Origin of the sequence: Rhodococcus sp. UNC23MFCrub1.1 (assembly GCF_000686025.1) — a bacterium.
GTDB lineage: Bacteria > Actinomycetota > Actinomycetes > Mycobacteriales > Mycobacteriaceae > Rhodococcoides.
In genome coordinates this window covers 129937-143410 of sequence record NZ_JMLQ01000002.1, presented here as the reverse complement: position 1 = coordinate 143410, position 13474 = coordinate 129937, and the positions used below count along the sequence as shown (strand labels likewise).

General features: G+C 69.5%; 12 protein-coding genes. 1 reads left to right on the top strand and 11 read right to left on the bottom strand.

Going from position 1 to position 13474, the window contains the following annotated elements; genetic code table 11:
* Positions 1–29: 29 nt before the first annotated feature.
* The 8 genes from BR07_RS0105770 to BR07_RS0105735 are packed head-to-tail and all read right to left on the bottom strand — an operon-like array spanning position 30 to position 9952.
* Positions 30–704: a TetR/AcrR family transcriptional regulator gene (locus BR07_RS0105770; protein ID WP_051613166.1), complete on the bottom strand. Its 675-nt coding sequence runs from the start codon at positions 702–704 to the stop codon at positions 30–32.
* 5 nt (positions 705–709) lie between these two features.
* Positions 710–1558, bottom strand: coding sequence for an enoyl-CoA hydratase family protein (locus BR07_RS0105765; RefSeq protein ID WP_081821126.1), 849 nt, complete (start codon positions 1556–1558; stop codon positions 710–712).
* A complete protein-coding gene (locus BR07_RS0105760) occupies positions 1558–2718 on the bottom strand; it encodes an acyl-CoA dehydrogenase family protein (RefSeq protein WP_027504609.1) in 1161 nt (386 codons plus the stop codon). The genes BR07_RS0105765 and BR07_RS0105760 overlap by 1 nt, the downstream gene beginning before the upstream one ends.
* Positions 2715–4685, bottom strand: coding sequence for an acetyl/propionyl/methylcrotonyl-CoA carboxylase subunit alpha (locus tag BR07_RS0105755; protein WP_027504608.1), 1971 nt, complete (start codon positions 4683–4685; stop codon positions 2715–2717). Before BR07_RS0105755 ends, BR07_RS0105760 begins: the two co-directional genes overlap by 4 nt.
* A 5-nt stretch (positions 4686–4690) precedes the next feature.
* On the bottom strand, positions 4691–6289 hold the full coding sequence (locus BR07_RS0105750; protein WP_027504607.1) for an acyl-CoA carboxylase subunit beta: 1599 nt from the start codon (positions 6287–6289) through the stop codon (positions 4691–4693).
* Positions 6286–7434, bottom strand: a complete 1149-nt coding sequence (locus tag BR07_RS0105745) for an acyl-CoA dehydrogenase family protein (RefSeq protein WP_027504606.1) — start codon at positions 7432–7434, stop codon at positions 6286–6288. The genes BR07_RS0105750 and BR07_RS0105745 overlap by 4 nt, the downstream gene beginning before the upstream one ends.
* Positions 7431–9134: an acyclic terpene utilization AtuA family protein gene (locus BR07_RS0105740; protein ID WP_037184994.1), complete on the bottom strand. Its 1704-nt coding sequence runs from the start codon at positions 9132–9134 to the stop codon at positions 7431–7433. Before BR07_RS0105740 ends, BR07_RS0105745 begins: the two co-directional genes overlap by 4 nt.
* A 5-nt stretch (positions 9135–9139) precedes the next feature.
* Entirely contained in the window at positions 9140–9952 is an 813-nt protein-coding gene (locus BR07_RS0105735) for a TIGR03084 family metal-binding protein (RefSeq protein WP_027504604.1), read from the bottom strand.
* 244 nt (positions 9953–10196) lie between these two features.
* Here BR07_RS0105735 and BR07_RS0105730 point away from each other — a divergent pair, with 244 nt between their 5' ends.
* Positions 10197–10937 carry a giguanylate cyclase gene (locus BR07_RS0105730; protein WP_155956944.1) on the top strand — a complete coding sequence of 247 codons (741 nt, stop codon included), beginning with the start codon at positions 10197–10199 and terminating at the stop codon, positions 10935–10937.
* 92 nt (positions 10938–11029) lie between these two features.
* Here the strand turns inward: BR07_RS0105730 and BR07_RS0105725 are convergent, their stop codons facing one another.
* From BR07_RS0105725 to BR07_RS0105715, 3 genes are read right to left on the bottom strand one after another with little or no spacing between them, the layout of a single operon-like run.
* A complete protein-coding gene (locus BR07_RS0105725) occupies positions 11030–12025 on the bottom strand; it encodes an aldo/keto reductase (RefSeq protein ID WP_027504602.1) in 996 nt (331 codons plus the stop codon).
* A gap of 8 nt (positions 12026–12033) precedes the next feature.
* On the bottom strand, positions 12034–12417 hold the full coding sequence (locus BR07_RS23510; RefSeq protein WP_037184717.1) for a MerR family transcriptional regulator: 384 nt from the start codon (positions 12415–12417) through the stop codon (positions 12034–12036).
* A 16-nt stretch (positions 12418–12433) separates the two neighbouring features.
* Positions 12434–13393, bottom strand: coding sequence for a lysophospholipid acyltransferase family protein (locus BR07_RS0105715; protein ID WP_037184715.1), 960 nt, complete (start codon positions 13391–13393; stop codon positions 12434–12436).
* Positions 13394–13474: the final 81 nt, after the last annotated feature.

Sequence of the window (13474 nt, the reverse complement as noted above, 5' to 3'; positions counted from 1 at the left end):
CGCCGAAAGTGCCGTGATGCGAGCGCCGATCACGACAGTTCGGACGTACTCGCGGGGGTGCTGGTGCTGGTGGTGGGGGTATCGAGGGCCAGGGACGCGTCGAGCACCGAGGCCCACACCTTCACGATCTCGGCGCGGCGGCGCGAGTCGTCGCTGAGCACGTCGGCGAGACCGAGCCCGCGGGCCAGGTCGAGGGTGGCCTGCACGAGTCGGTGGGTGCGCGGATCACTGTCGTCGGCGCCGAGGTGATCGACCGCCGTGCGGTGCGCCACGCGACCGAACTTCTCCTCGAGAGGCAGGACCCGGGCACGCATCTCGGGATCCGCGGCCGCGGCGGTCCAGACCTGCAGCGCGGCACGGAAGATGGGGCTCGTGTAGTAGTCGACCAGCCGGGTGACCACGGCCTCGGTCCGCCCGGCGCCCTGCGGGAGCGCACTGCTCTCGGCTCGCGCCTCCCCCATGCGCGTGTCGAACATGTACTCGAGCGCCGCGGTGATGAGGTCCTCCCGCGTCGGGAAGTGGTGCTGGGTGGCACCGCGAGAGACGCCGGCCCGCTCGGCCACGACGGCGACCGTCGTCGCCGCCCATCCCTCGGTGGCGAGCGCGTCGATCGTGGACTCGAGCAGACGCAGTCGCGTGGCGCGGCTGCGATCCTGCTTCGGGCTGCGGGTGTCACCGACCCGGTGACGAGTGGGCACGGTCATGGCCGTCACGTCTCCTTCCCCACAGCGGCACCGGACGACTCCGCCGGTGCGGCCCACGACGGGCTGCGCTTCTGCAGAAAGGCCATCATCCCCTCCCGCGCCTCGTCCGAAGCGAACAGCCTCGCGGACTCCTCCGCCAGGTCCGCGCCCCGGCGGTCGAACTCCTCGAGCATCGCGGCGGTGGTGAGGCGTTTCGACGCCGCGAGACCCTGCGGTGACGACGGACGGATCGCCGCGACGAGTTCGGCCACCGTGGCCCCGGTGTCGGCCGCAGCCTCGGTGACGAGCCCGATGGCCTCCGCCTCGTGCGCGCCGAACGTCTCCGTCGTCAGGAAGTACCGGCTCGCCGCACGCGAGGTCATCCTCGGCACCACCGTCAAGGAGACGATGGACGCGGCCAACCCCAGCCGCGCCTCCGTCAGCGCGAACGAACTCCTCGGCCCGGCCACCACCAGATCGCACGCGCCCACGAGGCCCATACCGCCGGCACGCACATGCCCGTCGATCCTGCCGATCACTGGCTTCGGCGTCTCGAGGATCGCCCGCAGCAGCGTCAGCATCTGCTCGGTGCGCGAGGAGACCGAACTGCCCGCCTCCGTGAGATCGGCACCAGCACAGAACGTTCCGCCGGTGTGGGTGAGGACCACGGCGCGGACGTCCCGATCCGCGCCCGCGTCGCGGAGCCCCGCCGTCAGGCCGTCGACCAGGGCGGTGGAGAGGGCGTTGCGATTGTGCGGGGTGTCGAGTGTCAGAGTCACCACGCCCTCCGACCGATCGACCCGCACAGGTGGTCCGTCGCCCCGACCGGCCTCCGGCCTGCCCGAGCCCCGACCGGCCTCCGGCCTGCCCGCCATCAGTAGCTCTTCGGCAGGCCCAGCGAGTGCTGGGACACGAAGTTCAGGATCATCTCCCGACTGACGGGAGCCACGCGGGCGATGCGCGCCGCACCGAGCATGGACGCGAGGCCGTACTCCTCGGTCAGGCCTGCGCCGCCGTGCGTCTGGATGGCCTGGTCGATGGCCTTGATGCTGGCCTCGGCGGCCGCGTACTTCGCCATGTTGGCCGCTTCCGCCGCACCGAAATCGTCACCGCTGTCGTAGAGCACCGCGGCCTTCTGCATCATCAGCTTCGCCAGTTCGAGCTCGATCTTGCACTGCGCCAACGGATGCGCGATCCCCTGGTGCGCCCCGATGGGGCTCTTCCACACGGTGCGCTCGTTCGCGTACTTCACGGCGGCGTCGAGGGCGTAGCGGCCCATGCCGACGGCCATCGCCGCACCGAGGATGCGCTCGGGGTTGAGACCCGCGAACAACTGCATCAACGCCGCGTCGGGCTCACCGACCAGCGCCTCGGCCGGCAGCCGGACGTCGTCGAGGAACAGCGTGAACTGATGATCGGGCTCGATGATGTCCATGCGCATCTGCGTCTTGTTCAGGCCAGGTGCATCGGTCGGCACGATGAACAGCGCCGGCTTGAGCTTCCCGGTCTTCGCGTCCTCCGTGCGGGAGACGATGAGCACCGCGTCGGCCTGGTCGACGCCGGAGATGTAGATCTTGCTGCCGCGCAGCACCCACTCGTCACCGTCGCGTCGCGCGGTGGTGGTGATCTGGTGGGAGTTGGAGCCGGCGTCGGGCTCGGTGATGCCGAACGCCATGATCGCGGAGCCGTCCGAGAGGCGGGGCAGCCAGGACTGCTTCTGTTCGGGGGTGCCGTACTTCGCGATGATGGTGCCGCAGATCGCCGGGCTGACGACCACGAGCAGCAGGCCCGCACCGAACGAGGACATCTCCTCCTGGACCAGTGCGAGCTCGTAGATGCCGGCACCGCCGCCGCCGTACTCCTCGGGGAGGTTCACCCCGAGGAAGCCCAACTGCCCGGCCTCGTGCCACAGTTCGGTGAGTGCCTCACCCTTGCGTGCCTTGGGTAGCACGTAGTCGATGTAGTTGTGGCGCTTGCCCAGTCCGGCCACCGCGGCGCGGAGGCTCTTCTGCTCGTCCGTCTCGATGAAGCTCATGCCTGATCTCCTTCTGCTGCGACGACCGCCAGTACGGCGTCGACGTCCACCTGGTGTCCCACGGTGACCGTGAGCTCGGTCAGCACGCCCGCCGCGGGTGCGGTGATCGTGTGTTCCATCTTCATGGCCTCGAGCCACAGGATCGGTTGGCCGGCGGTGACGGTGTCGCCGACGGCAGCACCGATCCGCACGACGCTGCCGGGCATCGGTGCCAGCAGCGATCCGGCGGCGACGATCTCGCTCGGATCGACGAACACCGGAACCCGTTCGAGCCGTACCGGTCCGAGCGACGAGTCGACGAACACGGCGTCGCCGTGGACCGCGACGTGGAACTCGCGTCGCACACCGTCGGCCAGCAGCACCACCCGGTCGGACTCGGCCCGGACCAGTGCGCAGTCGTCGACGTCGGTGACGAGCGTTCCGCGCGACAGCCGGTACTCGGCGACGATCTCGGTGCCGTTCACCGCGTACGTCTTGCGTTGCGGCACGGAGGCGAGGTTGCGCCAGCCGCTGGGGAGGGATCGGCCCACCGTCGCCGATTCTCTCGATCGGGTGGCGTCCGCGAGCGCTGCGGCGAGTGCGGACAGCCGCACACCCCGGTCGTCGACGAGCGGCCGAGCGAGGACCGCGAGATCGTGCGTCGCGAAGAACGCGGTGTCGGTGTCGCCCGCGAGGAACGCGGGGTGTCTCAGCACCGTGACGAGCAGGTCGCGGTTGGTGCGCACCCCGTGAATGCGCGCGCGCAGCAGCGCTTTCGCCAGGATTCCGGCCGCCTGCTCCCGGGTGGGCGCGTACGAGATCACCTTGGCGAGCATCGGGTCGTAGTGGGTCCCCACCACGCTGCCGTCGACGATGCCCGAGTCCACCCGCAGGCCTGTCCGCGTGAGCACCTCGAACTCTCGCGCTCCGTCGAACTCGACGTGGTGCACGACGCCGCTCTGCGGCTGCCAGTCGCGCGCCGGATCCTCCGCGTACAGACGCACTTCGATCGAGTGTCCGCGCGTGGTGGGCTGCTCGGCCGGGAGCGCTCCGCCCGCGGCGACGTGGATCTGCAGTGCCACCAGATCGAGACCGGTGGTGCACTCGGTCACCGGGTGCTCGACCTGCAGGCGCGTGTTCATCTCGAGGAAGTAGAAGTTGCCGCGCTCGTCGCTGAGGAACTCGACGGTGCCGGCCCCCTCGTAGTCGAGCGCCTCGGTGGCGATGCGTGCCGCCTCGAAGAGCTTCTCCCGCATACCCGGAACGCGCTCGACGAGCGGAGACGGCGCCTCCTCGACCACCTTCTGGTGGCGTCGTTGGATGGAGCACTCCCGCTCGCCCACCGCCCACACCGTGCCGTGGCGGTCCGCCATGACCTGGACCTCGATGTGGCGGCCCGTCTCGAGATAGCGCTCGCAGAAGACCGTCGCGTCACCGAAGGCGGACAGCGCCTCCCGCGACGCCGCGTCGATCTCGTCCTGCAGTGCGTCGAGTTCACGCACCACGCGCATACCGCGACCACCACCACCGGCGGACGCCTTCACGAGCACCGGCAGATCGTCCTGCGTGACGGACGCGGGGTCGAGCCGATCGAGCACCGGCACACCGGCGCTCTGCATCATGGCCTTGGACTCGACCTTCGACCCCATCGACTCGATCGCCTTCACCGGCGGACCGATCCAGGTGAGGCCCGCATCCTGCACGGCGCGCGCGAACTCCGCGTTCTCGGACAGGAACCCGTAACCGGGGTGGATCGCGTCGGCGCCGGCGCGCTGCGCCGCCTCGATGATCAGGTCTCCGCGGAGGTACGTCTCCGACGACGCGGAACCGGGCAACCGGACGGCGACGTCGGCGTCGGCGACGTGCGGTGACGCGGAGTCCGGATCGGAGAACACGGCAACCGTGTCGATGCCCTCGGCGCGGCAGGTCGTGAACACGCGGCGGGCGATCTCGCCGCGGTTGGCAACGAGTACTGACGAAATGGTCATGACGGTCACATCCGGAAGACACCGAAGTTGGCGGTGCCCTCGATCGGGGCGGAGGCGATGGCCGACAGGCACATCCCCACCACCGTGCGGGTGTCTCGGGGGTCGATCACGCCGTCGTCGTACAGGCGTCCGGACAGGAACATGGGAACCGACTCGGCCTCGATCTGCTGCTCGATCATCGCGCGCAGACCCGCGTCGGCCTCCTCGTCGAACGCCTGTCCGCGGGCCTCGGCGGAGGCGCGGGAGACGATCGAGATGACGCCCGCGAGTTGGGCACCGCCCATGACCGCGGACTTGGCGCTGGGCCAGGCGAAGAGGAAGCGCGGGTCGAAGGCGCGACCGCACATGCCGTAGTGCCCGGCGCCGTACGACGCACCGAGCAGCACCGAGATGTGCGGGACGGTGGAGTTCGAGACGGCGTTGATCATCATCGACCCGTGCTTGATCATCCCGCCCTCCTCGTACTCCTTGCCCACCATGTAGCCGGTGGTGTTGTGCAGGAACAGCAGTGGCGTGTTCGAACGGTTCGCCAGTTGGATGAACTGCGTCGCCTTCTGCGACTCCTCACTGAAGAGGACGCCGCGGGCGTTGGCGAGGATGCCGACCGGATACCCGTGCAGTTCCGCCCATCCGGTGACCAGAGACGAGCCGTAGAGCGGCTTGAACTCGTCGAAGTCGCTGTCGTCGACGATGCGCGCGATGACGTCGCGTGGGTCGAACGGGATCTTGAGGTCGGCCGGCACGATACCGAGCAGTTCCTCCTCGTCGTACCGGGGCGGGAGCACCTCGGTGCGCGGCGCCGGACCCTTCTTGTGCCAGTTGAGCCGCTTCACGATGCCGCGGCCGATGCGGATGGCGTCCTTCTCGTCCACCGCGAGATGGTCTGCGAGACCGGAGGTCCGGGCGTGCATGCGGGCGCCGCCGAGCGATTCGTCGTCCGTCTCCTCGCCGGTGGCCATCTTCACCAGCGGCGGTCCGGCGAGGAACACCTTGGACCGCTCCTCGATCATGACGACGTGATCGGACATGCCGGGGATATAGGCGCCGCCGGCGGTGGAGTTGCCGAACACGAGGGCGATGGTGGGGATGCCGGCCGCGGAGAGGCGCGTCAGGTCACGGAAGATGCGGCCACCCGGGATGAACACCTCCTTCTGCGTGGGGAGGTCGGCACCGCCGGACTCGACCAGTGAGATGACCGGCAGCCGGTTCTGCATCGCGATGTCGTTCGCTCGCAGCGTCTTCCGCAGGGTCCACGGATTGCTCGTGCCGCCCCGCACGGTGGGGTCGTTGGCGACGATCAGGCACTCGACGCCGCTGACGACACCGATGCCGACGACCACGCTGGCGCCGACCGGGAAGTCCGTGCCCCAGGCCGCGAGCGGGCACAGCTCGAGGAACGGCGAGTCCGGGTCGACGAGCATCTCGATGCGCTCGCGCGGGGTCATCTTGCCGCGGCTGCGGTGCCGTGCGACGTACTTCTCGCCCCCGCCGCCCAATGCCTTGGCGTGTTCGGTCTCCACCTCGGAGAGCTTCGCGATCATGGTGTCGGCGGCCGAGACGTACGCGTCACCGGAGCTGTCGAGTCGGGAGGTCAGAGTCGTCATGCGGTGTACCCCAGTCGCTTCGCGGCCAGCGAGGTGAGGATCTCGGTGGTGCCGCCGCCGATGCCGATGATGCGCATGTCGCGGTACTGACGCTCGACCTCGCTCTCGGCCATGTAGCCGAGTCCACCGAACAGCTGTACCGCCTGCGAGGCGACCCATTCGCCGGCCTCGACCGCGGTGTTCTTCGCGAAGCACACCTCGGCGATGCAGTCGTCGCCGTCCTCGACGTGGCGATCGATCAGTGCGTGCGTGTACGTGCGGGCCACGTCGATCTTGCGGTGCATCTCGCTGAGCGTGTTCTGCACCGCCTGACGGGCGATGAGCGGCTTGCCGAACGTCGAGCGGTCCCGCGTCCACGCCACCGTCAGATCGAGGCACCGCTGCGCCGAGGAGTAGGCCTGCGCGGCCAGCGCAGCGCGTTCGGAGACGAAGGCCTGCGCGATCTGGGCGAACCCGGAGTTCTCCGGGCCCACCAGGTTCTCCACGGGCACGCGCACGTCGGTGTACGACAGTTCGGCGGTGTCGGAGGCCCGCCATCCCATCTTGTCGAGCTTGCGGGACACCTCGAATCCCGGTGTGCCGCGCTCGACGACGAGCAGCGAGACGCCGGCCGCGCCGTCTCCCCCGGTGCGGACGGCGGTGACCACGAAGTCGGCCCGGCACCCCGAGGTGATGTAGGTCTTCGCGCCGTTGACGACGAAGTGGTCCCCGTCGCGCACCGCTCGGGTGCGCAGGTGTCCCACGTCGGATCCGCCGCCGGGCTCGGTGATGGCCAGCGACCCGATCAGCTCGCCGTCGAGCGTGGGCCGGACCCACTTCTCGAGGTGGTCGGGGTTGCCCGCAGCGACCATGTGCGGCAACGCGATCCCACAGGTGAACAAGGACGCGAACAGGCCGCCGGACGCACCCGCCTCGTGCATCTCCTCGCAGATGACCGTGGCGTCGACCAGCGAGCCGCCGCCACCGCCGACCGCCTCGGGGAACGGCGCCCCGAGCAGACCGATCTCGGCTGCCGCGCGGTGCAGGCTACGGGGAATCTCGCCGTCACGCTCCCACTCGGTGAGGTGCGGCAGCACCTCGCGGTCGACGAACCCCCGGACCGTCTTACGGAGTTGCGCTCGGTCGGGGCCACCCCAGGTGCTCATGCGAGTCCACTTTCTGCGAGTACTGATTCGGGTATCGGGACGTGCCGCGATCGCAGCCACTCCCCCAGGCCCTTGGCCTGGGGATCGAAGCGAGCGCCGGATGCGACGCCCTCTCCGAGAATCCCGTCGACGACGATGTTCACGGCCCGCAGGTGCGGGAACTCGTACCGGTGCACGCGCAGGCCCGCCGTCTCCGGGAGCAGCGTCGTCACCAGCTCGGTGGTGAGAGTCGACCGGAGCCAGGCCCACGCGGCGTCGCCGCGCACCCAGACCCCGACGTTGGCGTTGCCGCCCTTGTCACCGCTGCGCGCCGCCGCCACCGTGCCGAGCGGCAGCGTGCGTGTCGGTTCGGCCGGCGGGCGGCCTGCGGGCGCGTCGGACGGGTCCGCCTCGACAGCCGTGGTGACGGTGGGCGGTGCGATGTCGACGCGCGTGCCGTCCGCGAGAACCGCCACGTGCCGCGGCACCGCCTGATCGACGAACCCGGCCTCGAAGACGCCGTAGGGCGACCCCTGACCCGGAGGCGTCGTCACACAGAAACCGGGGTAGCTCGCCAGCGCGAGTTCCACTGCGGCAGCGCTGAACACGCGACCCACACGCTGCGGATCAGCGTCGCGGACAACGACACGGAGAACCGCACTGGCGGCCTCCTCGGTGTCGGCGTCAGGGTGGTCGGTGCGCGCCAGAGTCCAGTCGACGTCGCGCGGCGGCGGCGTCAGCGCCTCGGTCATCTGGGTGCGCACCAGGTCGGCCTTGGCCTCGATGTCGAGCCCGGTGAGCACGAAGGTCATCTCGTTGCGGAACCCGCCGAGCGTGTTCCGGGAGACCTTGAGGGTGGGCGGCGGCGCCTCGCCGCGAGTCCCCGTGACCAGCACGCGGTCGGGTCCGTCCTGCGAGACCCGCACCGTGTCGAGCCGCGCGGTCACGTCCGGGCCGAGGTAGCGCGGGCCGGTGATCTCGTACATCAACTGCGCCGTCACCGTTCCGACCGTCACGGCGCCGCCGGTGTTCTCGTGCTTGGTGATCACCGACGACCCGTCCGACCGGATCTCCGCGAGGGGGAACCCCGGTCGACGCAGATCCTCGATCTCACCGAAGAAGGAGTAGTTCCCGCCGGTCGCCTGAGTTCCGCATTCGATGATGTGGCCGGCGACGACGGCGCCCGCGAGTTCGTCGAGGTGATCGCGGGTCCACCCGAACCGGGAGATCGCCGGGGCCACCACCACCGACGCATCCGTGACGCGTCCGGTGACCACGACCTGCGCCCCGGCGTCCAGGCACGCCGCGACACCGAAGGCGCCGAGATAGGCATTGGCGGTCAGCGGGGAGCCGAGGCCCAGTTCCTCGGCGCGGTCGTGCAGATCGTCTCCCTCCACGTGGGCGACCGAGACGGTCAGACCGAGACGGTCGGCGAGGGACCGGATCTCGTCCGCCAGTCGTGCGGGCGCCAACCCACCGGCATTGCTGACCAGGGTGACGCCCTTGTCGAGCGCAGTGCCCAGGCACTCCTCGAGCTGCCGCAGATACGTCTTGGCGTAGCCGCGCGTCGGATCCTTCATCCGGTCGCGTCCGAGAATGAGCATCGTCAGCTCGGCCAGGTAGTCGCCCGTGAGGACGTCGAGATCACCGCCGTCGAGCATCTCGCGCATGGCCGACGCGCGGTCACCGTAGAAGCCGGAGCAGTTCCCGACCCTGATCATCTCCGTCACGACGCCACCCGCACGTCCCGGCCACCGCCGGGGGCCCCCGCGAACGCCTGCGCGAGACCCAGCCACGTCGCCGCGTCGTCGCCGACGGCCACCAGGTCGGTGTCGTCACGGTGCACGCGCTGCGTGACGAGCAGGCAGAAGTCCGGAGCGGAACCCGTGACACTCTGCTCCGCGTCCTCCGGCCCCCACGACCACTCACTCCCGTCGGGAGCGGTGAGCTCGACGCGGAACGGTGCCGACGGCGGCGTCAGGCCGCGGATCGCATAGGCGAAGTCGCGGGTGCGTACGCCGATGTGCGCGACGTGACGCAGCCGCACGGTGGGTTCCCGGACCACGCCGAGGGCGTCCGCGACGTCCTGACCGTGTGCCCAGGTCTCCATGATGCGCGCGGTGGCCATCGACATCGCGCTCATCGGCGGGCCGAACCAGCGGATCTTCACGCCGTCGGGCACGTGTGTCAGGACGTCGAGCAGTTGCACTCGGCCGAGCCGCCATCGCGACAACAGGGTGCTGACCTGCTCTCCGGCGAGTGCGTCGGCAGCGGAGTCCACGAACGAGTCCGGACTGCCCATCGCGTCGGCGATCACCGCGTCGAATGCCGCTTCGGCGTCCTCGTCACCGGAGGCGCCGGCCGTCGTCAGCGCGGCGACGTGGTCGGTCCAGTGCAGGTGAGCGATCTGATGCGCCACCGTCCAGCCGGCCGCCGGGGTGTCCGTACGCCACGCGGCGTCGTCGGCATCGGCGACCAGCGCGTCCAGCGCGTCGCCCTCCGCACGCAGGTCCTGCAGCAACACCTCGAGAGCAGCCATGCCTGGAACGGTCGCACCCACGGGCCAAAAAAGCAAGCATGCTTGCTTGTTCTTGGACGTTGTGACGAACTCCAAAACAATCCGTGGCACCATCCATCCGCAGCGCAGGTCCGAAAGCCTGGTTTACGGTGAACCCACAGGCGGTTGGACGCTTTACCGCACGACACCCATCACGACGCTCGCGACACGCCGGGCGGGACGAGGCCGCCCGCGAATGCGGGCACCGAAGGGAACGGGACCCGACATGGTCAGTGCACGAGACGGACGACCGGGGCAGGCCTACAGCGCGCCGGGCGCCTTCACCACGGCCTTCAGTCCGGGCGTCGGACCCCGAGCCAAGTACCCGGCGCCGGAACCGGTGCGGCACGACGAGACCGAATACGACGAACCCCGGTACGACGACGACGAGCCGATCGGCGAACTCGAGGCTCGCTACGAGTGGATCGTCGGCCTCATGTCGTCGTTCACCGATCAGCGCGTCGTGCGGTGGATCATCGCCTTCTTCACCGCGTCGATGGGCGTGTGCGCCACCCTCGAGATCCTGTACGGCTTCGGCGGCACCACCACGTTCACGGTGGGCGTGCAGATCGGCTGCGCGGCCTTCGCGTTCGCCGCCGCTCTCTGGTGGACGGTGACCTCGTGGCCGCGGCTGCACACCGCCTTCGCCTTCGTCGTCCTGTCCAACCTGGGCATCCTCGCCGCGAACCTCAGCGCCGACATGCCGCCCGCCTACGCCGTCGGGAAGACCACCTTCTTCGTGGTGCTCGGCCTGTTCGCCGGTGTCTTCCTCGATCGCTGGATGCTGGCCACTCACATCGCGATCGCCGGTGTCGCCGTCACGTCCATCATCGGCTACAACATGCTGTTCGAGGACGTTCCCCCGCTGGGCGCGCTGGTCGTGTGGGCACCGGTCATGTCACTGGTCATCGCCGTTCCCGCACTGCTCTACACGTTCGTGCGAGCGGTGCGGCTCGACCAGTCCTGAGCCACTCTCCGCGAGTACGTCCGTGGTGTCGTGATCGCGAGTGGAATCACGACACTGTCGACGTACTCGCGGTGGGGGGGTGGCCTCGGGGCTCACTCGTCGATGCTGGACATGTCTCCGTAGCGTGCTCCGGCCACGGCCGATGCGGGCACCGCTGCCTCGAGTTCGTCGAGGATCTCCTGCGTCACCGCGACGTCCGCCGCTGCCACGTTCTCCTCGAGGTAGCGCACGCGCTTGGTTCCGGGGATCGGCGCGACGTCCTCGCCCTGCGCCAGCACCCACGCCAGAGCCAGCTGACCGGGCGTGCATCCCAGCCGGTCCGCGATCTCACGGATGCGCGCCACGAGCGCCAGGTTCGCCTCGAGCGCCTCGCCCTGGAACCGCGGGAAGTACGCGGTGCGGCGCGAGTCCTTCTCCGCCAACTCCGACTCGTGCGCGATGGCGCCGGTCAACAGCCCGCGACCGAGCGGCGAATACGGGACCAACCCGATGCCGAGCTCACGGAGCGTCGGGAGCACAGTCTCCTCGAGATCCCGCGTGAACAGGGAGTACTCGGTCTGCACGGCCGTGATCGGGTGCACTGCGTGCGCCCGGCGGATGGTCGCGGCCGACGCCTCGGACATCCCGAGATGGCGCACCTTGCCCGCCTGCACCAGCTCCGCCATCGCGCCGACCGTGTCCTCGATGGGGACCGACTTGTCGACGCGGTGCTGGTAGTACAGGTCGATGTGGTCGACACCGACCCGCGACAACGACGCGTCGCAGGCCGCGCGAACGTACTCGGGGGTGCCGTTGATGCCGAGACGGGTGCCGTCGGCGAGTCGCTCGTTGCCGAACTTGGTGGCGAGCACCACCTGGTCCCGACGGCCGGCGATGGCCTCGCCGACCAGCTCCTCGTTGACGAACGGGCCGTACATGTCGGCCGTGTCGAGGAAGGTCACACCGAGTTCGAGAGCGCGGTGGATGGTGGCGATGCCGGAGGCGCGGTCGGTGTCGCCGTAGAACTCGGACATACCCATGCAGCCGAGGCCGAGGGCGGAGACGGTGAGAGGGGACTGCGTACCGAGGGTGCGTGAGGTGAGCGTCATGCCCCCACTCAACGTGCTGGAGTGCGCTCCAGGTCAAGCCTGTCGACGTAGAGCTCGATCTTGTGGTCGATCGCGCGCAGATGGCCGGTCACCTCGGCGAGCTGCGCCAGCACCCGTTCCCGATGCGCGCGGAGGGCGTCGAGCCGCTGCTGCTCCGTCCCCTCGCCCTGACGCACCAGGTCGGCGTAGTGCCGCACCTCCGCGATCGACATCCCGGTGGCGCGCAGTCGGGTGATCAGGACGATCCACGTGATGTCGTCGTCGCTGTAGCGGCGCTGTCCGGTGGACGACCGCGGCACCGCGCGCAGGAGCAACCCGTCACGCTCGTAGTACCGCAGCGTGTCGATGGTCAGCCCGGTCTGCTCGGACGCCTCCGCGATGCTGTGACTCACCCCGTCAGCTTAGGCATCAGCGGAAGAGCGGGAACTTCCTCTTGGTGGCGAGCGCGTCCATGCCCGACTGGATGGAGCGCCGCACCTCCTCGTACTTGGCCTCCACGTACTCCTCGTCGTCCACGCGGGCGAGATCGTGATCCACCTCGACGGGCGGCATGAAGCGGGTCCGGATCTTGGCGGGCAGCGGGATCTGCGGAAGTGCGGCCGGCGCGATGATCCACGGCAGCGACACGGCGATGGGGAACACCTTGAGTCGCGCGATCTTGTCCAGCCCCAGCATCTTCGAGAGCTTGTCACCGCGGACCAGCACGGGCATGGCGTCGGCGCCGCCGACGGTGGCGATCGGCACGATCGGCACCCCACAGCGGATGGCGAGCTTGATGAAGCCGGTGCGCCCGCCGAGGGTGGCGACGTCACGTTCGCTCCACGGTCGCAGCGAGTCGACCTCACCTCCGGGCCACACGATGACGTCGCGCCCCTCGGCCAGTGCCGTGGACATCGAGTCGGGAGCAGCGGGCAGGACACCCATCGACCGGAACACCGTGCCGATGAGGGGGAAGGCCATCAGCGCGTCGTGTGCGGTGCCGTGCAACGTGCGTGACGGGCCGAACCGTCGCCACCACTGCGCCCCCACCGTCCAGGCGTCCCACACGAACGGTGCACCCGAATGCACGCCGACCAGCAGCACCGGTGGCGGCGGGATGGTCTCCCACCCGTCGATCTCCATGCGGAAGTACTTGTCGACGAGCGGGTTCCAGAACTTCTCCTGGCGCCGCATGCTGTCGACGTCCTGGTCCGTGAGGTCCCAGTCGCCGGCTCGCGAGGCGACCAGGCCACTGAGTCCACCGGACGCGTTCTCGCGCTTGTCCTTCATCGTCAGCCGGGCAGCGGCGGCGACCCGCTCGGCCTGGTCCTGCAGCTCGGGATCGCGATGGTCGGTAGGGGAAATGTCTGTGTGATCGGCGCCACTCATGAGGCCGAACCTACTGCACGGTCAGATGCGCCGTACCCCGGTTGCACACAGGCCGTGACGAATCAGCACATCCGGCCCCGG